Origin of the sequence: Psychromonas sp., from assembly GCF_041586535.1 — a bacterium.
Lineage (GTDB): Bacteria > Pseudomonadota > Gammaproteobacteria > Enterobacterales > Psychromonadaceae > Psychromonas.
Genome location: NZ_JBFGZY010000063.1, coordinates 1 through 21,186 on the forward strand (window position 1 = coordinate 1; position 21,186 = coordinate 21,186).

Here is a 21,186-nt window from a genome sequence, read left to right on the forward strand (position 1 = left end):
GCTCAACAGAAAAGTCATGAAGGTGCGAAAACATATGAGAGGCCAGAGGTAGCTCCTCAACTTGAGCCCGTATATAAGCCAGCATCTAACTTTGTTTGTAATTTCTTTTTGACATACGGCGGGAGTCCATATAAGCCCCTAAGTCATCTGGATAATATACTCAAAAACAGAGATTAAACCTGCAGCCAAAATGTAACCGGTCCATCGTTGCTTGATGAAACCTGCATATCCGCCGCAAACACCCCGGTTTCAACATTAATACCTGCCGCACGACAATTTTCATTAAACAGTTCATAAAGTCGATTTGCTTCAACGGGCAAAGCACCATTAGAAAACCCCGGGCGGTTACCTTTATTGGTTTCTGCCGCTAAGGTAAATTGTGAAACGACCAGCAGTTTACCGCCCGCCTGCCGGACATTAAGGTTCATTTTATCGTCGCTATCGGCAAACACCCGGTAACTCAGTACCCGCTCTGCCAGACGTTGACATTTTTTATCGTCATCGCCTTTTTCCACACCCAATAAAACCAATAAGCCCGCCCCAATCTCAGCAACACTCTCCCCGGCGATCTCTACCCTGGCTTGGGTAACCCGTTGTATTAGCGCAATCATATGTCAGCTCCCAGATATTCTTCCGCTGGTTTTTTATCTTTATGCTGGTGTAGAAACTCTTCCAGCGTCGCGGTGACTTCAGCACCTATTAAAATAATCAGCCAGCTGTAATAGGTCCATACAAAGAGAATTGGGATCACCGCCAGTGCACCATATATTAGCTGCTGAGAAGGAAAATTAGTGATGTATAACTTAAACAGATCCGTACCGATGGAAAAAAGAATCGCAGCAATAAAAGCGCCGATTAATGCGTAACGAAAACGCACCCTCTGATGCGGAACCAATGTGTACACACCGGCAAAGGTTAACCAGGTTAAGATAAACGGCATTAAGCCTAATAAGCGCTGCCCGAATGATAAAGATCCGTGCTCCTGCAGAATAGCAAAAAGATAAGAGCTTAACAGGACACTGCCCGCGATAATGACCGGGCCAAGACTTAAAATAGTCCAGTAAATAGTGAACGCATGTACTTTCGAGCGTTTATTGGTGCAGCGCCAGATGCGGTTAATGGTTTGATCTATGGTCGATATTAATAACAACGCAATAACAATCAGCGAGCCCATCCCCATCATGCTCATTTTTTTAGTGTTTTCAATAAATCCGGTAATATGCATTTTAATTGCATCGCCGGAAGTGGGAACAAGGTTATTATAAATAAGATCTTCAAATACCTGTTTTAATTCCGAAAAAACTGGAAAGGCAGATAACAGGGAAAAGACCACCGCGAGCAGAGGCACGACTGATAACAGCGTCACGTAAGCGAGGTGCCCCGCGGGAACTTTAATATTATCTTCTTCACTGCGCTGCCAAATAAATAATAGGTACTGGTACAGCAGTTTAATTTTAGCCGCAACGATCCCTTTGCCGAGTGTTGACATTTTTATCATCCCTGATTGTGATTCTCGCTTTACTATAAACCGAAAGTGCAGGCAAAAAAAAGGCCTTACCTAAGTAAGACCTTGATCTTTATTCCTGATTTCCGCGCTTCAGCATAGGAAAAAAGAAATTTAAAGGCTAGAATGCCATGAGGCGGGAAACTAACAAGCCTTCCGGCTCTCCAACCCTATGACCTTTCAGCCTTCTTTTTATGATTTTGCCGGACGTGAAGCACGTTTACGTTCATTTTCTGTAAGTAGTTTCTTACGGATACGAATGCTTTTCGGTGTTACTTCAACCAGTTCATCAACATCAATAAACTCAAGCGCCTGCTCCAGTGTTAAAACAATTTCAGGTGACAGTGTTTGCGCTTCATCTGTACCGGAAGCACGGACGTTAGTTAGCTGTTTACCACGTACACAGTTCACGGTTAAATCGTTAGCACGGTTATGAATACCGATAATCTGACCTTCATATACTTCAGCGCCATGACCAAGGAACAGACGACCACGATCCTGTAAGAAGAATAAAGAGTAAGTAACCGCTTTACCCGTTGCGTTAGAAATCAATACACCATTTTGACGCTGACCGATAGTACCGCCCTTATGAGGACCGTAATGATCAAAGCTATGATATAACAGACCAGAACCGGAAGTCAGGGTCATAAATTCAGTTTGGAAGCCGATAAGACCACGGCTTGGAATCATAAAGTCTAAACGGACACGGCCTTTACCATCCGGTGTCATATTAGTCATTTCCGCTTTACGGATGCCTAACTGTTCCATTACTGAGCCCTGATGCGCCTCTTCAACATCAACGGTTAGCGTTTCCATCGGCTCATGTAATTGGCCATCGATCATACGTTCGATAACTTCAGGACGAGATACCGCCAATTCGTAACCTTCACGACGCATATTCTCAATTAAAATACCTAAATGTAATTCACCACGTCCTGATACTTTAAATTGATCCGGGTTTTCAGTTTCTTCTACTTTAAGAGCAACGTTATGTACCAGCTCTTTTTGTAAACGATCAAGTATATTACGTGATGTAACAAACTTACCTTCTTTACCACAGAATGGTGAAGTGTTTACCTGGAATGTCATGGTAACAGTTGGTTCATCAACACTTAATGGCGGTAGTGCTTCAACATTGGTTTGTGCACAGATGGTATCAGAAATTTTCAGTTCGCCTAAACCGCTGATGGCAATAATGTCACCCGCTTCTGCAAGCTCAACATCATGACGCTCAAGACCTAAGTAACCTAATACCTGACCAACTTTCCCTTTACGCTGTTTACCGTCAGCACCAACGACTGTCACTTGCTGGTTTACTTTTACGCTACCACGGGTAATACGACCAACGCCAATAACACCAACATAAGAGTTGTAGTCAAGTTGAGAAATCTGCATTTGGAAATCGCCATCGCGATCCGCATCCGGGGGAGATACACTGTCAACGATAGTCTGGAATAAATCTTCCATGTTTTCGGTCTGTACATCCATATCAGTACTTGCCCAGCCGTTTAATGCTGATGCATAAACCACCTGGAAGTCTAACTGCTCATCAGTTGCACCTAAGTTATCGAAAAGATCAAATACCTGATCCATTACCCACTCAGGACGCGCACCCGGTTTATCAATTTTGTTGATGACTACAATCGGCTTAAGACCGTAAGCGAATGCTTTTTGTGTCACAAAACGTGTTTGCGGCATCGGACCGTCAACGGCGTCTACGATTAAACATACACTGTCTACCATTGACATAATACGCTCTACTTCACCACCAAAGTCGGCGTGTCCAGGAGTATCTACGATATTGATGTGGTAGTCATTCCAAACGATAGCTGTATTTTTAGCAAGAATAGTAATGCCGCGCTCTTTCTCTAAATCATTGGAATCCATAACGCGCACTTCAGAGCCACCGCGTGAATCTAACGTTCCAGATTGCTCTAATAATTTATCAACAAGGGTAGTTTTACCATGGTCAACGTGAGCAATAATGGCAATATTTCTTAATTTTTCTAACGACATGACGTGCCTCAAAAGTAACAGTAGTATGAAAAAATACCAATTAGGTAAACCTAGCGCTATTTCACACTATATTTATCTAATTGGTATTATATGCGCACATTGTAACCGTAATTTGAAAAATAGAAAGTTTTAACTCCGTCACAATTAACATAAGAGCAGTATTATTCGCTTTTAATGGCACTTTAAGGGGATTAAATTATCTATTTAAGCAACCCGAAACATACGCGCACCAATATAGGGCGAACTCGCACCAACATGGCGCAGGAAAAGGGGAATATTTCTCTCGTTTTAAGCAAAAACCTATATATAATCGAATATCGTCAGGTTGGCACAATTTTAGCCTGCTTGAGTAGTTCAATAATTTTGTTTATGGTTATCCACCATTTAAATGTCAATTGAGGTTCTAAACATGTCTTTAAACACAGCACAAGACGTTCTTAATTTAATTAAAGAACAAGATGTAAAATTCGTAGATTTACGCTTTACTGATACTCGTGGTAAAGAACAGCACGTTTCTATTCCGCATCATCAAGTAAACGAAGACTTTTTCGAAGATGGTAAAATGTTTGATGGCTCGTCAATTGCGGGCTGGAAAGGCATCCAGGACTCAGACATGGTCTTAATGCCGGACCCGACAACAGCAGTGCTTGACCCGTTTACAGATGATGCAACACTTAATCTGCGTTGTGACGTTTTAGAGCCTAAAACCATGCTTGGTTATGAGCGTGATCCCCGTTCTGTTGCTAAACGCGCCGAAGCATACATGCGTTCAACAGGTATTGCCGACACGGTTTTATTTGGTCCTGAGCCGGAGTTTTTCCTATTTGATGATGTGAAATACGGTAACAACATGCAGGGTTCATTCTTCGCAATTGATGCGAAAGAAGCAGCATGGAACTCAGGTACTGAATATGAAGAGGGCAACACCGGTCACCGCCCTAGCGTTAAAGGCGGTTACTTCCCTGTAGCCCCTGTGGATTCTGCGCAAAACATCCGTAGTGCAATGTGTTTAATTATGGAAGAGATGGGGCTGGTTGTTGAAGCGCATCACCATGAAGTGGCGACTGCCGGTCAAAATGAGATCGCCTGCCGTTTCAATACCATGGTCAAAAAAGCAGATGAAATCCAAATTTACAAATATGTAGTACACAACGTTGCTCACGCATACGGTCAAACGGCGACCTTTATGCCTAAGCCTCTTATCGGTGATAACGGCTCAGGTAACCACTGTCACCAGTCTCTTGGTAAAGACGGTGTTAACCTTTTCTCAGGCGACCAGTACGGCGGTCTTTCTGAACTGGCGCTTTATTACATCGGCGGTATCATCAAGCATGCTAAAGCACTTAATGCATTTACCAATGCCTCAACTAACTCTTACAAGCGTTTAGTACCGCATTTTGAAGCACCTGTAATGCTGGCATACTCTGCTGGTAACCGCAGTGCATCTATCCGTATTCCGGTAGTACCATCAGCGAAAGCTGCGCGTATCGAAGTACGTTTCCCGGATCCAACGATGAACCCGTACTTAGGTTTTTCAGCCATGTTAATGGCCGGTCTTGACGGTATCAAAAACAAAATCCACCCTGGCGATTCACTGGATAAAGATCTTTACGACCTTCCTAAAGAAGAAGCGGATGCAATTCCACAAGTAGCTGTTTCTTTTGAAGAAGCACTAGCCGCGTTGGATGCTGACCGTGACTTCTTAATCGAAGGCGGGGTTTTCTCTAATGAATCAATCGATGCCTACATCGCACTGAAAACAGCTGAATGTGAAGCCGTTTCCCGCGCAACACATCCAAAAGAGTTTGAGCTTTACTACAGCGTATAATTGCTCTTTAACCTCCATCCCCGACTGTAATCTTTAAGACCTACGGGGGGCAAAAAGGATCGCTTAATGCGATCCTTTTTTTTACCTCAAGCACAACAAATAACAATTTGGCACAGTTATTGCTTAACTTTCAGCAGTGTTTTATATTGTGAAATTAATAGTAAATCAGCTGTCACCGTGCAGCCCATACTTTACAAGCAAAGGAGCCCCACATGAGTGGAAACCAAACCCGTCTTAAAGCTATTGAGCAAATTGTTAATCGTGCACCAAAATCGGTCAATACACCTGAGCCGTTAAGCAAAATTTGGGCTACAGATGTTTTTAACCTGCAAAAAATGGAAGAAGCATTATCAAAAAATGCCTTTAAAGCGATTAAAAAGACGGTCCAAACTGGAGAGCCTTTAAGTGCGGCTACAGCTGATATCGTTGCGGCAGCAATGAAAGATTGGGCGCTAAGCAAAGGGGTTAAATTCTATTCCCACGTATTTTACCCGATGACCAATATCACCGCTGAAAAACATGACGGTTTTATTATTACCAATTCTGACGGCGGTGCTATTACTGAATTTACCGGCAGCCTGTTAATTAAAGGTGAACCGGACGGTTCTTCTTTCCCTAACGGTAGCCTGCGTATGACTAACGCTGCGCGTGGTTATACAGCATGGGATCCAACCAGCCCTGCCTACATTATGCATACGCCTAACGGCGCTACATTAATGATCCCAAGTGTATTTATGTCTTGGACTGGTGAAGCACTGGATAAAAAAATCCCCCTTCTGCGTGCCAATTCAGCAATGAACAGTGCAGCACAAAAAGTACTGACATTAATGGGTGAAACTGAAATCGCGACGCTTAACTCAAGCTGCGGTGCAGAGCAGGAATATTTCCTGGTAGATGAGCATTTCGCTAATGCCCGTCCGGATCTGTTATTAGCAGGCCGAACTTTATTCGGTGCTCCTGCAGCAAAAGGCCAGCAGTTCGATGATCACTATTTTGGTGCAATCCCTGAACGTGTTCAGGTATTCATGCAGGACTTTGAAGATCAGCTCTACCGTTTAGGTATTCCGGCTAAAACACATCATAACGAAGTAGCACCGGGTCAGTTTGAAATTGCCCCTTACTACGAAGCAGCAAACGTTGCCGCAGATCATCAGCAACTGATGATGACTGTTATGAAGAGTACTGCGAAAAAACATGGTTTCCTGTGTTTATTACATGAAAAACCATTTGCAGGAATCAACGGCTCAGGCAAACACGTTAACTGGTCAGTTGGTAACAGCACCCAGGGTAACTTGTTAGATCCGGGTAAGACACCCCATGATAACCTTAACTTCCTGCTATTCTGTGGTGCGGTAATTCGTGGTGTACATAAATTCGGTCCATTATTACGTGCGGTCATTGCTTCAGCTTCTAACGATCACCGTTTAGGTGCCAATGAGGCGCCACCGGCAATTCTTTCTGTTTATTTAGGTGATCAATTAGAAGGGTTATTTAATGATATCAAAGAGGGTAAGCTGTTAAACACTGCCGAAGGTGGTTTAATGGACCTTGGTTTATCGCAAATCCTGCACTTTGAACGTGATCCGGGTGACCGTAACAGAACATCGCCATTTGCTTTCACTGGTAACCGTTTTGAGTTCCGTGCAGTTGGTTCATCTCAATCCGTTTCCGGTCCCTTAGTTGCTATGAATACGATGCTTGCTGATTCATTAAACTGGATTGCCGAGAAACTGGAAGCTGCTTTAGGACAATCAGAAGATAAAGCTGTCGCTGCTATCTCTGTATTAAAAGAGCTGATGGAACAACACGGCAACGTTGTATTCGGCGGTGACGGTTACTCTGAAGAATGGCACAAAATGGCGGTTGAAGAGCGCGGCCTGAAAAATCTGCCAACCACTGCTGATGCACTGCCTGCATTACGTGAACAGTATGTTATTGATCTGTTCAAAAATACCAAAGTATTATCTCCGGTTGAGTTGGAAAGTCGTTACGAAGTTTATGCTGAGCAATATATTCTTTCTCTCGAAGTTGAAGCTAAATTAGTGGTTGATCTGGCGACTACCAGAATCTACCCTGCTGCAACCAGCTACTTGTCAGAATTAGGCTTAACTTCTTCATCAATCGCTAACTTAGGTATTCAACTTGATAATTCAGTTGCAGCTGCAATCGCTGCAGAAACAAATGCGATGATGGCTGCTGTTGCTAAACTAAATGAAGCGCTTGCTACTCATGACTTTGCTGACACTGAAGCACACATGCGTTTCTGCGCTGATGTTATCCGCGGCTTGATGGATCAAGTTCGTCAACATGCAGATGCTCTTGAAGGTTTAGTTGCCGATGAATTATGGCCACTACCTAAATACCAGGAAATGCTATTTATCAAATAGTTTTCCATCAGGGGTAAACAGGCTCGCCTGTTTACCCTATACCCAAACTGCTTGGGTATTAAAGAAGTGTTAAGAATAAGCCTCACTTGCGATGCATATAAAGTGAGTCTTATTATTAACATTAACAACGAAATCCCCGCTTAAATTTCATTAAACGGGTGGCATTAACATTTTTCAAATGCTTCACACTTTGAAGGGAAAAATCTGCACTAATATACGGTTTTTATTGCCTTAATGAATATCCTGAACCACAATTGAACCTCCCAATTCAAAGGCTTATTATTATGAAAAAAACTCTATTAAGTTTAGCAGCGTTAATTTTTCTATTTTCTTCAATCAATACATCAGCAGAGAGCAAAATTTATCACTGGATTGATGCCGATGGAAAAATACATTATGCCGATACAGCAACTCCCGGCACAGAAGAGATCCATTTAGATAATGGTAATGTGGTCAATATAAACAGTAATGCACCGGACACCGCGACAGAAGCGGCTGCATTAGAAGAGACCGCATCGGTTGCTGAAGCACTGCAGGAGTCTCTGGTTAAATACCGGGCAACCATTACTTCACCTGCGGATGACAGCCCGCTGCGCAGTAATGATGGCACTATTAATATCCAGGTTCAAACCGTGCCTGAAAAAAAAGCCACGCATAAGTTACAACTGGTTTTAGATGGCAGACCTCTGGGTAGCCCGCAAATTTCGTCAACAATACGCGCCTCGAATATTGAACGGGGTACGCACCAGATCCAGGTTCAATTACTGGATGAGCAAGGTAATATAGTGGCGCTGACACAAGTGGTTACCATCCACTTACAAAGAGCGTCCGTCAGATAAATAAGGCTGAAATGTTAAATAATCAAGCAAATTCATTGGCACTGGCCATCCTTGAAGAAGCAAATACCGCATTTGTCATTGTCAATGCAGAGTTAACACTCATCTATGCCAATCCTGCCAGTGAGATTTTATTATCACAAAGCAGACAGCGCCTTTCTCAGCAAAACCTCCAACAACTGGCCAGCCATTATCACTTCAACCCTACTTATATTGAAAATATTTTTACCCATAAAAATGCTTTTACTGAAAGTGAAACAACGCTATTTATTGATAGTCACCCGGTTTTGGTGGCGATAAGTGCGACCTATTTAAACTTTGAAAATAAAGATTATGTGATCATCGAGATGCACTGTATTGAGCAGCAGCGTAAGATTAGTCAGTTTCATTATCAGGAACACCAGCAGAAAGCTGCCAAAGATTTGGTCCGCGGACTCGCCCATGAAATAAAAAACCCACTTGGCGGATTACGCGGTGCCGCGCAATTATTAGAAAGTGAGTTACCCGATCCTGAGTTGAAAGAGTTTACCCAAATTATTATTGAGCAGGCAGATCGCTTAACTACACTGGTTAACCGTTTGTTAGGTCCGCAGACCCCCGGACAACGTGGCGAACATAATTTACATTCCGTGCTGGAAAAGGTCCGTAAATTGGTCAACATGGATCTGCCGGAGAATATCCGCATCAAAATTGATTATGATCCGAGCATTCCGGATTTTGAAATGCAGCCGGATCAACTGCAGCAAGCTTTGCTAAATATTGTTCAAAATGCAATACAGGCGTTGAATACCCTGCCTGACAGGAAATCAAAAATAATCTTAAAAACCCGCACGGCTCACCAGGTCATTATTAATGGTGTATTACAACGCCTGACTGCGGAAATTAAAATTATTGATAATGGCCCGGGAATTCCAGAGCATCTAAAAAGCACCCTGTTCTACCCTATGGTGACAGGACGCAGTGACGGCACCGGTTTGGGGCTGTCCATTGCGCAGGAGCTGATTAAACAGCACAGAGGCCGAATCGAGTGCCACAGCAGAGAAGGTTATACTGAATTTGTTATCTATTTGCCATTAACCATCTGATTTAAAAATAATAAAATAAGACTTGCGATTTGATTGAGGCAAGCATTAAACACTTAACATTGCAGAAAAGGAAAAATAATAATGGCTTCAGCTTGGATTGTGGATGATGACCACGCTATTCGTTGGGTTTTAGAGCGTACATTAAAAGCTGAGAATATAGACCATACCAGTTTCCCTGATGGCGAAAGTTTATGGCAGCAGCTGCAAATAGAGCAGCCCGAGGTTATTATTTCAGATGTACGTATGCCGGGCATTAATGGTTTGGAGTTAATGGAACGCATTCATGAACGTTTTCCCTCAATTCCGATCATAATAATGACCGCGCACAGCGATCTCGACAGTGCAGTTAATGCCTATCAAAGCGGTGCATTTGAATACTTACCAAAACCCTTTGATATTCATGAAGCGACGGCGCTAATTCAAAGGGCAATCAGCCATAGCAGAGAATTAAAACAAAAGAAAAAATCTCCGGAAGAAATGCTTGCAACACCTGAAATTATTGGTGAAGCACCGGCAATGCAGGAAGTTTTCCGCGTTATCGGGCGTTTATCGCGCTCCAGCATGAGCGTATTAATTAACGGCCAATCCGGAACCGGTAAAGAGCTAGTTGCCCACGCTCTGCATAAGCATAGTCCGCGTAAAGATAAAACCTTTATTGCCTTAAATATGGCCGCCATCCCGAAAGAGCTGATTGAAGCTGAGCTGTTTGGTCATGAAAAAGGTTCATTTACCGGTGCAGCGGCAAATCGTCAGGGGCGTTTTGAACAGGCCGATGGCGGAACACTTTTTTTGGATGAAATAGGTGATATGCCCTTAGATGTTCAAACCCGCTTATTACGCGTATTAGCTGATGGTCAGTTCTACCGTGTTGGTGGTCATCAGGGGATAAAAGTTGATGTGCGTATTATCGCAGCAACCCATCAGAATTTAGAGCAGAAAGTACAATCAGGTGATTTCCGTGAAGACCTTTTTCATCGTTTGAACGTTATTCGTATCCAATTACCCCCATTAAAAGAGCGCCGTGAAGACATCAGTTTATTAGCCCGGCATTTTTTGAACCATATCGGCAAAGAGCTAAATGTCAAAAGTAAACAACTCACTCAGGAAACCAGCGAATATTTAAGCCAGTTACCCTGGCCCGGCAACGTTCGCCAATTGGAAAATATATGCCGCTGGGTAACGGTGATGACCAGCGGACAGGAGATCCATATTTCCGATTTGCCGCCGGAATTAATCACTCAGGAAACGCAGGCAGATAATCAAGAAAATCCAGCCTGGCAGAAACAGTTACGGGATTGGACGTTAAGCGAATTAAAACAGGGAAAAGACAATATACTTGCCAATGCCATGCCCGAAATAGAACAAATTATGCTTCAGGCCGCATTAGAATTTACCCAGGGTAAAAGGCAGGAAGCCGCTAAATTACTAGGCTGGGGAAGAAATACCCTGACCCGTAAATTGAAAGAGTTTAATATTCAATAAATAAAAGATCCCGCTTGCCAGGCGCTAAGCGGGGTAATACTCCTATTTACGGTGTTTTAAAATGCTCCTGCAGCAGCAACAAAGAGGGATTGTCCTGATTGAGGCTGCCGGTAGCTGCAAAGCCCTCCATCTCGCTATCCCACCAGCGTAATAAAGCGAACCTTATAGCAAATAAAGCATCCTGATTGCTATCACCATACAGATCCGTCAGCTGGTTGTTTTGGATCACATAAAACGCTTGTACAGAACCACTTAACTTGTTTACTGTTAAAGGAATTCGGGAATTGTCGCTACGAATATTGAGATTCTCTGTCTGCGCCTGTTTGATAAAAAGCGTTTCTAAGGGCAGCATTAATGGTTGTGTATTCTGTCCGCTTTGCGCCGCAGTAGGAAAATTCTCTGCAGGCGGGATAAGCAAGTTCATATCTTTTAATAATAATGAGTCGATGGTGACTGACTTGACCGCCGGTAGCGTCGAAACAGTCGGGTCAAAGGTTAATAAAACCTGCGCCTGTAACCTTAACTGTCCAGCAAAAACATAAGCATCTAACCTCTCTACAACCACTGCATTTTTATCTATGCTTAAATCCAACTGGCTATCGCTGATATTTAGCTTTGGCAAATCGGCTAAATCAAGCTCAATACCTTGTATGAGCGCCGCGAGCCTGCCCTGCAGCAAATCCGCCTGAACCTGATTATCCGTGATGATATTCAGATTATTTACCTTTAAATCAGCCTGCTGCAGTTGTATCTTGTGCCCCGCCTGATGAATCTCTGCATTCAGATCGACTACCCGCAATTGATTTATGTGCAGCTTCTGCCAGGGCAGCACGGTTATTTTTAATTTGTCCTTATCGGCTGCTGAATCACCCTTTTCTGCCGCCATTAACGTATTCAATCCTGACTGATCCAGCTCTATATTCGGGCTGGAAATTTCAATCTCTGCAATTTCCAACTCTCTGTTCCACAGATCAATGCTCTTTATTTTTACCCTGAGCTGTGCGATCTGCAGCACTTCAGCCTGTTCAATAAACAGTGAAATACCGTTAACAGAAAAACCGCCATTGTCGACTAAATCCTGATCAATAGATTGAAAACTAATCTGGTAACCAGATGATTCGCTAATCTGCCTGCTGATCCAATTTGCATATTGGTTAATATCAAAAAAGCGGATAAACACCATCAGGGAGATGAAGAATAAAAGAGATAATCCGGTTAACAGGATAAAAAATCGTTTGAGTCTCTTTTTCATGACGCTAGGCATGAACATATTGCCCTTTATCGCCCAACCAGCGCTTGATAAGCGGTTCAATTAACTCAGGGAAGGAGTGCATCACGGTAAATGCTAACTGCTGCGTTTGTGGCAATAAGCTTTGATCGCGTAATAAATCCGCTATTTTAAAATCCGCAACCCCGGTCTGTTTTACCCCCAGAACCTCTCCCGGTCCGCGAATGGCAAGATCCTGTTCGGCGATATAAAAACCGTCATTACTTTCACGTAAAACCTGCAGGCGTCTTTGCCCGGTTTTGGAAAGCGGATGTTTATAAAGTAACACACAATGGCTGGCAATATCACCACGCCCCACCCGCCCGCGCAGCTGATGTAATTGTGCCAGCCCCAGACGCTCCGGGTTTTCAATAATCATCAGACTGGCATTAGGTACATCCACTCCGACTTCAATCACCGTTGTTGCAACAAGCAGATCCAACTGCCCATCTTTAAAATGATCCATCACATATTGTTTTTCAATGGCTTTCATCCGCCCGTGCACCAGCCCGATACGCAGATCCGGCAAGGCTAACTGCAGGCCGTTCGCTGTTTCTTCTGCCGCCTGACACTCTAAAACTTCGGACTCTTCAATCAGGGTACACACCCAGTATGCCTGCCGCCCTTCATTTTTACAGGAGTGATAGACCCGCTGGATCACCTCATCACGGCGGCTATCCACCAGTGCAACAGTTTTAATCGGCGTTCGCCCCGGCGGCAGTTCATCAATAACCGAAACATTAAGATCCGCATAAGCGGTCATCGCCAGCGTTCTTGGGATAGGAGTTGCCGTCATGGTTAACTGATGCGGAGCAAAGTCTTCTAATCGCCCTTTTTCCCGCAGCGCCAAACGCTGATGCACACCAAAGCGGTGCTGTTCATCGACAATAATAAGGGCTAAATTATTAAACTGGACACTCTCCTGAAAGAGCGCATGTGTTCCGACCACCATTTTAGACAGACCTAAGGTGATATTTTCCAGCTGATTGCGTTTTTCTTTAACGCGCATTTTTCCACAAAGCATGCCCACAGGCACCCCCAGCGGGGCAAACCATTTTTGAAAGTTAAGCAGATGCTGCTCAGCCAATAGTTCAGTCGGTGCCATCAATGCCACCTGATAACCCGCTTCAATAGCGCTTAAAGCCGCCAGAGCCGCCACCAGAGTTTTACCTGAGCCGACGTCCCCCTGCACCAGACGCATCATCGGGATGTTTTGCTGCAGATCCTGCTGAACCTCTCGAGTCACTCTTTGCTGCGCATTAGTCAGCGAAAATGGCAGGCTTTGTAATAGCTTTGTCTGTAACTCCCCGGTTTCTTTAAGCGCTACTGACTGATGCTGCTGTGCACTTAAGCGTAACGACAACATGCTGATTTGCTGAGCTAATAACTCTTCCACAATCAGACGCTGCTGGGCAGGGTGGGTTTTAGATTCCAATTGCCCGATACAGGCATCGGGAGGCGGACGATGGATATAAAAAAGCGCATCGGACAAACTAATTGGATGAGCCAATAAATGAGTAGGCAATAATTCGCGGATCTGATTCTGCTGCAGGTGCGCTAAAGCCTGATCGGTTAAATTACGCAGACTGTTTTGTTTTAAGCCCTCGGTCGTCGGGTAAACGGGTGTCAAGGTCTCCTCAACCTGTTGCTGGCTAACAGAATTGAGCAGGCGATAATCAGGGTGAGTCACCTCAAAGCCCTGATAACCGCGGCGAAACTCACCAAAACATTTGATCAAAGCCCCTTCGACAAAACTGTTTTTTTGGCCGGCATTAAAATGGAAAAAATTAAGCGTGGCACTACCGCTATCATCACTTATTGTACATTTTAAGATACGTCTTTTCCCAACTTGTACATTACAGCTTATTATTCTGCCCTGCACCGTCACCTGCATGCCGTCTTTTAAGTCAGAAATAGGATAAATCCGGGTGCGATCCTGATAATGTAACGGCAGATGAAAAAGCAGGTCTGAAACACTATGCAAACCGATTTTTGCCAGCTTCTCCGCAACCTTAATTCCCACTCCCTTGAGTGCTGTTAGTGGAATTTTTTCTAGTTTCATTTACAACCCCGGACGATTAGACAACGTAGCGACAATCATGTCTGCTTGGTATTATTCAGCATAAGCTCTGATTATTATACTCAAGCTACCTGAAGATGCAGGCATCGGCAAGCAGGGAGTTTGGATATATTTACATTATGTATCAGCGCGATGGCAATGCATTTATGCTTTTCAAGCGGTGTTTTGTTATTTAGCTTAAGCTATGGATAAGCAACTCGATAATTAATGGATTTGCTTCTATCTCCACAATACTTCAGGTTATTTTATCCGGACTCAACCCGGAGTTCAGAATAAGAGGCAACATGGGTATGTGTCTACTAATACCAATCAGATTAATTATCTGATCATTTATGCTTGTTAAAATAAATGCTAGCTTCGTTATTGATTTTGCAATTAGAACAGTTACTGCAATCAATGCCTCGCTTTCATTTATTTTTCCTGACGCCTAAACAGATCATTTAATTAATCCAATTGGTATAAGCCTATAACAGTTCAGACTCCAGTGTTGCTAACTTACCGCCGGCTAATCCTTCCGCGCTACTGCGCAGGATCTTCAATGATACCTTTCCTACCTGCATTAACTCTCTGGTAACGTCATCCAGAGATCGCTGATTGCCCGTCCGCTCACGGATTTCTCTATCCAGATCCTGCAAAAGAACCACCGCTCTGGCGGTTGTCGGGCCTGAGGAGCGTTTGACACGTAAGGTTGTTACCTTCTTGCTCCAGTTGATTAACCACCTGCGCACTTTTTGGTAACGCGCGTCGGTCATGCCGCCGGAGCGGTAGAGCAGTTCTATTGAATAGTATTCGGCCAATCCTTCGACAATCCAGTCGGCATTATTTTCCGCGCTAATACGGGTAATAACATGGACTAATTCGTGCAGCAGGGAACTGGTCCCGTTTTCGCTGACGAGGGGCCGGTCGGCGTGCAGAAACAGCGAGTTCGACGCCGATAAACCACCGCGCCACATCGGGTCACCGGCGCCAACGATCAGCAGCTTGGGGGGTAACTTGTGGAAGGTGCGCTCTACTTGCGGCCAGACAAAGTTGAAAAAAGCCAGTACATCCATGCGCTGTAAAGCGCTGCCCCTCGGTGCAGCGACAGAGATCTCGGTTCCACTGATAAAATCGCGACGCGTCCCGACTTTGCCTGCAATGATCCACCCTACCGGACGATCGAAATTGCGCTGCGGATTATCGATAATAAAGCTACCATTTTTGTCGCGGGGCCAACCCGTATCAACATGGCTCCAGCCGCTCGGCAGTTGAAAATTCAGGCGAGCCTCTGAGGTCGCTCCCTTTACCGCTTTGACGGCAGCCGCCGGAATCAGGTTGTCTCCACGGAAGATGGCCCAGTCCTCGGTGATGCGTGCATCGTATTTACCGTTGTCTCGTTTGCTGCTGATTTTCGCCGTGAACTCAAATTTTACCGCCCCCTCCGGGGGTTCCCAAACAGCACGACCATCCTTAATGCTGACCTTGCCGTCGGCTTTGATATCGCTATAGCGCTGTGGATCGATATTGAAGTCAACACTGTTAAGCAATCCGCCATCGGATATGTGAATAGTGACGCGGGCACTGTCTGTAAGCGGCTGCAGCACAACCCTATATTCGAGTTGATAGGTTTTATCACCTTTTCCCGCAAAGCCGGGCGAAGAGAAAAAAGCAAGAGCCAACAGAGCACTAACTAACAACAAGGTTGAACGCAACTCAGGAATGATCGGTAGACGCATTTTTATATCCAGCTAATTTATAGCCCCAGGGTAAATATCTAATCACTTGTGCGCTTAAAATAAGATCATCTATTTACCTGTTTGCTATTGTTATAACAGAGGAACAGTTTGCTTATTGGACAAAAAGTGTGCGCTAAAGTTCTGCGCAGTTGGACGTTGTTTATATTTCGGAGCACTCGGCTTTAACTTTGCCGACGACCAATAGCAGTCAGCCCTTTTTAACTATTTAGTCGCTAGAGCGGCATATAGTATTTCTGTATAGAAGGGTTTCACCTAATCACCGCTATTATCAACCATAAATTCGCAAACCTCAGCAAGCAAAGATTCACGTTTAGGGTCATCCAATTCACTATTTTTGTTATTCAATCGAGACCAGTTGGGGTTATTACGTAATTGACGTAACCATTTACCCCAGCTTTTAGGTAATTGATTATCAGAGTGACTAACTTGATAATCAATTTTGCTAACACTCGCATGCCCTCTTCTCTGCAGAAGCTCTAACAGTTTCAGTTGCCTTAACCATAATACCTGCATAGTCTGCTCGTTTAAGCAGATATAACGGGCTCCGGTGATTTTTGCTTCAATCTCATCAAAATAACGTTGTTTAACCCCCCATAATGCGCCGGCGATTCCTCCCGTTAAAGCAGCAGCGCCCAGGGTCATGCCTCCGGTAACAAGATCTATGGTCACACCCAGACCGGCCCCTTTGGCGATATTACCGGTTAATTTAATACCAAACTCCTGCAGGTTTTCTGCTGAGAAAAGATCCAGTTCCCATTGCCCGTGTTTAATAGGCAGTTCATTGTTGCTTAAATCCTGTTGGCGAAATTGATAAAGGCTTAACAGCTGTTTGACGCAGCCAGCTTCCAATTGGCGCACCTTATCCTGCAGCTTAGTGGTTGTCTGCTCAATCGCCTCAGCACTATCCTGGGTTTTAAAACGTGCACAGGCACAGTCAATAAAGAGATCCGCAACCATCTGCTTGGCATGAGCAAAACGTTCAAACCACTGCTGCTGACGCTGCTCTATTAAGCTCTGCAGCACCTTCTCTTTGTCAGCCAATAGGGTCTGCATTTTCTGATATATTTTCAGTTCATCTGAAAATTGAAAATTAACATTATCAAAACTAACATAAGCATGAAAATTCAAGCGTGCTAACTGTTGTTTCCATAAGCCTATATTGTCATGACCTGCCCGGGTAAAGTTCAAAACCGGAATAATGGGCTTAGCCGCATAGGATAAAATCTGCAGCTCATCCCGGTATTTGCCCAGAATAGGTTCACGCAGATCAATCACATAAAAGATCAGATCATTAGTTAATAACGCTCTTAATACCTTAGCTTCCTGTTCGAGCTCCGGATAATCCGTCAAATGCGCGAGAAAATAGTGCAGCCGCTCAATACCATCGACCGATCGCCCCTTAAAATATCCGTCTAAAATAGCAAACAGGCTGATCGAATCTTCCAATCCGGGAGTATCAAAAAGGGTCAAATCGGCACTACCGTCAATGCTGACAACACCACCCTCAACGTGGCGCGTTGTACCGGCCTGATCAGCGACCTCACCAAAATCCGGGTTGCGCAGCAGGGTGCGGATTAAAGAGGTTTTGCCTGCATTGGCATGGCCGACAACGGCCACTGAGAGTCCGTTATGCTTCATTTTGTTCACTTAGGCTGTCCAGCTGGATGATATTATCTAAAGGGATATTCACTTGCGCCGCAAGTGAATACCATGCATCGCGCCGTGTGATCTGTTGCGCTGGCTCTATTTTTAAATCATTAACCAACAATAAATAACAGGTTTTTGTGCTTTTTGCTGTTAGGGATTTAAGAAAACGCTGTACCCCTCTGTCCGGTACCCGCTGCAGGGCAACATAGATAACAATCGCCGGCTCTTTAACCGTGTTGATCGTGCTATCTAACTTTTGCTGACTTTGATAATCGCTCACATGCTGCATTAAGTGCAGCTTTGCCGGACTAACAAGCTTGATATGTTTCGCGACCTGAGTAAGCTGTGTATCCGATAACTCCAGGGCAACGGGAAAAAAAACATCAGGTAAGGCACTGCCCTGCTTTTCATAGGAGATGCTGCTTGGGTTATTAGCCGCACTATTATCGGGATCAACAATCAGGGTAACAGGCGGTTTTAATATTTGCCGTAGCTGCACATAATAGGGAATACTGAAATTTAACTGGTATTTGTTAGTCTTTATGTTTAGCAGCAGTTTCATCCACAGCATCAATAATAGCCTTGGTATCAAACCATAAATAAACAGACTGCTGATCAATAAACTTGACCAGGCCAGACGCGCATTTTCAGCATCTGCCAACAGCGTTACGCCGCCAATATTAGCATGCTGTATCTGTTCGCTGTCGGGCACGGGAAGACCGATCAGGTTGGGAATATAAGCAAGCAGCTCGGTTAACCACTGAAAGCTCTGCGCTGATAAAATACTGGTCTGCCAGACAAAATCAACCTGGTGTGTTGCCAGCATCACCAGCAGCATCAGCAGAGCACCGCCGAAATAACTAAGCCATAGCAGGTGCGAAAAAAAAGACAGCTGATAACGGCCCAATGCTGCACCGAAATAAAGCTTAAAATAATAACCGAATAAAGGCCAATAATTGCTTTCTTTAATCAATTCCTTGTTAAAGTATTTATCTGTTTTTTTCAAAACAAACAGACAACTGCGTGCTAACCAACCGTTATCGAACTTTATTGATTGAAAGAAAAACAGCAGCCACAACAATAGCGACAATAAATTAGGCAGGAAAAACAGTGCAAATGCCCAGAAAAAATTAATTTCGCCGCCCGGCTTGGTAAAAAAAAGCTGTTGTACTGTACTCGCCCCGAGAGCAAGCAGGAGCAAAGAAAAAAGCCCGAAAAGATGAGAAGTAAGGCGTTTGAAGTGCAACAGCAACGGCGAAATATTTAGCTCTGCATTCACATTTTCTGCACGCTGCAGCACTGCCTGCTCAAAGTTTGTTGATTGCTCCGCCGGGACGGAAGTGCATAACACCGGCTGATCACCTTCAATTGTGCGCAGCGCTTCAGCTAAAATCCGTTGCTCAAATAATCCCACTCAAAAACTCACTTCTATTTTGTTGAGCTGCGCACCGCCGCCCACCAGGATGGATCGGCATCAATTTGCCCTTCTGCGTCCAGAGGGGGGTAAGGCAGATTTTTCTCTTTGCATAATTTTGTGAAGATTGGATGTCCGCCTTCAAATAAAATACGCTGTACTTCCTGCTCTGGTAAACGGCATTCACCGTCATACATACCGGCAATTTCACGCTGTCTTTGCGCTTCATATAAAATAAGCGCGGAGGCAACCGAAACATTAAGCGACTGGCACATACCGACCATCGGGATAATAACATCCTGATCGGCCAATGCTAAAGCTTCCTCACTGATACCGTGTTTTTCCTGCCCCATCAGAATGGCCGTGGGTTTAGTGTAATCTACCTCACGAAAATCAATGGCACTATCGGACAAGTTAGTAGCGATAATCTGCATCCCTTGTGCCCGTAAAGCTGCAATGGCATCACTGGTCGTTTCGTGGGAATGCACGGTTACCCAGTTCTGACTGCCCGTTGCACTTTTCCCCGAAAGACGCATCGCCCGATCTTCCCATGTTGCATGTACATCACTGACTCCAACCGCATCAGCCGTGCGCACAATAGCGGCTAAATTATGTGGTTTATGCACCTGCTCTAAACAAACAGTAAGTTCTGGCTGGCGGCGGTTTAACATTTGGGTGATACGGGCGAAGCGTTCGGGCGACATAAAACTCTCTTTGAATAAATATGATAAAATAATATTGACGCTATTATACATAATAACAACATACAAAAATATCATCATATCAGCGCAGACCAAGTTACCATTATATTTATTGACAACATGATTTGTCTTCACGACTGGCAGGAATGATAACTATTTATTTTATACAAGGTTTACCATTATGAATTTTAGGGATTTAGAATATTTAGTCGCACTGGAAGAGTTAAAACACTTCCGCAAAGCAGCGGAAAAATGTTTTGTCAGTCAGCCAACGCTGAGCGGGCAGATACGTAAACTGGAAGATGAATTGGGGGTGCAATTGATGGAGCGTTCCCCGCGCAAGGTGCTTTTTACTCAAGCCGGACTGGACATTGTCGCAAAAGCAAAAACCATTTTATTAGAAGCGAAATCATTAAAAGAGCTGGCCAAAAGTTACAATGAACCGATGCAGGGAACATTGCATATCGGCCTTATCCCGACCGTTGCACCTTACCTGCTACCTTTGATCATTCCGGCGATAAAGACCCATTTTCCGGAGTTGTCTTTATATCTGCATGAAAAGCAAACCCATGTTTTAATGAAACAGCTGGAAGCAGGAGAACTTGATTGTGTGATACTGGCCGTGCTGCCCGGCATGGAGTCCTTTGGTGAATACCCGCTTTATCAGGAGCCTTTGGAATTAGCCATAGCTGATTCACACCCATGGACAAAAGAAACCGATATTGCGCTTCCCAAGCTGCGTGGTGAACATGTTTTAATGCTCGAAGATGGTCATTGCTTAAGGGATCAGGCATTAGGCTTCTGTTTTGCTGCCGGTGCAGTAGAAGATGGCAGCTTTCAGGCCACCAGTTTGGAGACCTTACGGCATATGATAGGTGCTGAAAACAGTATGACCCTATTGCCGCAACTGGCTATTCCTGCAAACAGGCATCAGGACGGTATCAAGTACATTCCCTTTAAAGCGCCACAGCCTTACCGGGATATCAGTTTATTATGTCGTAAAAACAGCGTGCGCAAAGCCTGTTTTGCGCAATTAGCAAAACTGGTCAGCGCGACGGTGGAGAAGAAGTTGAAGCAGTATAGATAACGGCGGTCAGCGGTCAGCGGTCAGCGGTCAGCGGTCAGCGGTCAGCGGTCAGCGGTCAGCGGTCAGCGGTCAGCGGTCAGCGGTCAGCGGTCAGCGGTCAGCGGTCAGCGGTCAGC

General features: G+C 44.5%; 15 protein-coding genes. 6 read left to right on the forward strand and 9 right to left on the reverse strand.

What is annotated here, in order from left to right; translation table 11 throughout:
- Nucleotides 1-173: 173 nt before the first annotated feature.
- From dtd to typA, 3 genes are all read right to left on the reverse strand, one after another.
- Nucleotides 174-611 carry a D-aminoacyl-tRNA deacylase gene (gene dtd, locus ABZA00_RS08710; RefSeq protein ID WP_372881768.1) on the reverse strand — a complete coding sequence of 146 codons (438 nt, stop codon included), beginning with the start codon at nt 609-611 and terminating at the stop codon, nt 174-176.
- Nucleotides 608-1,489: a virulence factor BrkB family protein gene (locus tag ABZA00_RS08715; protein WP_372881769.1), complete on the reverse strand. Its 882-nt coding sequence runs from the start codon at nt 1,487-1,489 to the stop codon at nt 608-610. The genes dtd and ABZA00_RS08715 overlap by 4 nt, the downstream gene beginning before the upstream one ends.
- Nucleotides 1,490-1,696: 207 nt before the next feature.
- Complete coding sequence (gene typA / locus ABZA00_RS08720) at nt 1,697-3,520, reverse strand: translational GTPase TypA (protein WP_372881770.1); 1,824 nt, start codon at nt 3,518-3,520, stop codon at nt 1,697-1,699.
- Between the two features lie 409 nt (nt 3,521-3,929).
- Here typA and glnA point away from each other — a divergent pair, with 409 nt between their 5' ends.
- From glnA to glnG, 5 genes are all read left to right on the forward strand, one after another.
- Nucleotides 3,930-5,348, forward strand: coding sequence for a glutamate--ammonia ligase (gene glnA, locus ABZA00_RS08725; protein WP_372881771.1), 1,419 nt, complete (start codon nt 3,930-3,932; stop codon nt 5,346-5,348).
- Nucleotides 5,349-5,560: 212 nt separating this feature from the next.
- Complete coding sequence (locus tag ABZA00_RS08730) at nt 5,561-7,735, forward strand: glutamine synthetase III (RefSeq protein ID WP_372881772.1); 2,175 nt, start codon at nt 5,561-5,563, stop codon at nt 7,733-7,735.
- 284 nt (nt 7,736-8,019) lie between these two features.
- Nucleotides 8,020-8,574, forward strand: a complete 555-nt coding sequence (locus tag ABZA00_RS08735) for a DUF4124 domain-containing protein (protein ID WP_372881773.1) — start codon at nt 8,020-8,022, stop codon at nt 8,572-8,574.
- A gap of 11 nt (nt 8,575-8,585) precedes the next feature.
- Entirely contained in the window at nt 8,586-9,656 is a 1,071-nt protein-coding gene (gene glnL / locus ABZA00_RS08740) for a nitrogen regulation protein NR(II) (protein WP_372881774.1), read from the forward strand.
- An 81-nt stretch (nt 9,657-9,737) separates the two neighbouring features.
- Nucleotides 9,738-11,138 (forward strand): nitrogen regulation protein NR(I), encoded by a 1,401-nt coding sequence (gene glnG, locus ABZA00_RS08745; RefSeq protein ID WP_372881775.1) that lies wholly within the window; start codon nt 9,738-9,740, stop codon nt 11,136-11,138.
- Nucleotides 11,139-11,184: 46 nt separating this feature from the next.
- Here the strand turns inward: glnG and ABZA00_RS08750 are convergent, their stop codons facing one another.
- The 6 genes from ABZA00_RS08750 to trmH form a co-directional block, all read right to left on the reverse strand.
- On the reverse strand, nt 11,185-12,390 hold the full coding sequence (locus ABZA00_RS08750) for a hypothetical protein (protein WP_372881776.1): 1,206 nt from the start codon (nt 12,388-12,390) through the stop codon (nt 11,185-11,187).
- A gap of 4 nt (nt 12,391-12,394) precedes the next feature.
- Nucleotides 12,395-14,467, reverse strand: coding sequence for an ATP-dependent DNA helicase RecG (gene recG, locus ABZA00_RS08755; RefSeq protein ID WP_372881777.1), 2,073 nt, complete (start codon nt 14,465-14,467; stop codon nt 12,395-12,397).
- A gap of 482 nt (nt 14,468-14,949) precedes the next feature.
- Nucleotides 14,950-16,200 (reverse strand): hypothetical protein, encoded by a 1,251-nt coding sequence (locus ABZA00_RS08760; RefSeq protein WP_372881778.1) that lies wholly within the window; start codon nt 16,198-16,200, stop codon nt 14,950-14,952.
- A gap of 273 nt (nt 16,201-16,473) precedes the next feature.
- Complete coding sequence (locus ABZA00_RS08765) at nt 16,474-17,859, reverse strand: GTPase/DUF3482 domain-containing protein (RefSeq protein WP_372881779.1); 1,386 nt, start codon at nt 17,857-17,859, stop codon at nt 16,474-16,476.
- On the reverse strand, nt 17,849-19,282 hold the full coding sequence (locus ABZA00_RS08770) for a DUF2868 domain-containing protein (protein WP_372881780.1): 1,434 nt from the start codon (nt 19,280-19,282) through the stop codon (nt 17,849-17,851). The genes ABZA00_RS08765 and ABZA00_RS08770 overlap by 11 nt, the downstream gene beginning before the upstream one ends.
- A gap of 14 nt (nt 19,283-19,296) precedes the next feature.
- Nucleotides 19,297-19,986 carry a tRNA (guanosine(18)-2'-O)-methyltransferase TrmH gene (gene trmH, locus ABZA00_RS08775; protein ID WP_372881781.1) on the reverse strand — a complete coding sequence of 230 codons (690 nt, stop codon included), beginning with the start codon at nt 19,984-19,986 and terminating at the stop codon, nt 19,297-19,299.
- Between the two features lie 178 nt (nt 19,987-20,164).
- Here trmH and oxyR point away from each other — a divergent pair, with 178 nt between their 5' ends.
- Nucleotides 20,165-21,070 (forward strand): DNA-binding transcriptional regulator OxyR, encoded by a 906-nt coding sequence (gene oxyR, locus ABZA00_RS08780; protein WP_372881782.1) that lies wholly within the window; start codon nt 20,165-20,167, stop codon nt 21,068-21,070.
- Nucleotides 21,071-21,186: the final 116 nt, after the last annotated feature.

What these genes read in the sequence shown, in the direction of transcription:
- dtd (WP_372881768.1), bottom strand. Translation starts at nt 611, where the DNA reads ATGATTGCGCTAATACAACGGGTTACCCAAGCCAGGGTAGAGATCGCC.
- ABZA00_RS08715 (WP_372881769.1), bottom strand. Translation starts at nt 1,489, where the DNA reads ATGTCAACACTCGGCAAAGGGATCGTTGCGGCTAAAATTAAACTGCTG.
- typA (WP_372881770.1), bottom strand. Translation starts at nt 3,520, where the DNA reads ATGTCGTTAGAAAAATTAAGAAATATTGCCATTATTGCTCACGTTGAC.
- glnA (WP_372881771.1), top strand. Translation starts at nt 3,930, where the DNA reads ATGTCTTTAAACACAGCACAAGACGTTCTTAATTTAATTAAAGAACAA.
- ABZA00_RS08730 (WP_372881772.1), top strand. Translation starts at nt 5,561, where the DNA reads ATGAGTGGAAACCAAACCCGTCTTAAAGCTATTGAGCAAATTGTTAAT.
- ABZA00_RS08735 (WP_372881773.1), top strand. Translation starts at nt 8,020, where the DNA reads ATGAAAAAAACTCTATTAAGTTTAGCAGCGTTAATTTTTCTATTTTCT.
- glnL (WP_372881774.1), top strand. Translation starts at nt 8,586, where the DNA reads ATGTTAAATAATCAAGCAAATTCATTGGCACTGGCCATCCTTGAAGAA.
- glnG (WP_372881775.1), top strand. Translation starts at nt 9,738, where the DNA reads ATGGCTTCAGCTTGGATTGTGGATGATGACCACGCTATTCGTTGGGTT.
- ABZA00_RS08750 (WP_372881776.1), bottom strand. Translation starts at nt 12,390, where the DNA reads ATGAAAAAGAGACTCAAACGATTTTTTATCCTGTTAACCGGATTATCT.
- recG (WP_372881777.1), bottom strand. Translation starts at nt 14,467, where the DNA reads ATGAAACTAGAAAAAATTCCACTAACAGCACTCAAGGGAGTGGGAATT.
- ABZA00_RS08760 (WP_372881778.1), bottom strand. Translation starts at nt 16,200, where the DNA reads ATGCGTCTACCGATCATTCCTGAGTTGCGTTCAACCTTGTTGTTAGTT.
- ABZA00_RS08765 (WP_372881779.1), bottom strand. Translation starts at nt 17,859, where the DNA reads ATGAAGCATAACGGACTCTCAGTGGCCGTTGTCGGCCATGCCAATGCA.
- trmH (WP_372881781.1), bottom strand. Translation starts at nt 19,986, where the DNA reads ATGTCGCCCGAACGCTTCGCCCGTATCACCCAAATGTTAAACCGCCGC.
- oxyR (WP_372881782.1), top strand. Translation starts at nt 20,165, where the DNA reads ATGAATTTTAGGGATTTAGAATATTTAGTCGCACTGGAAGAGTTAAAA.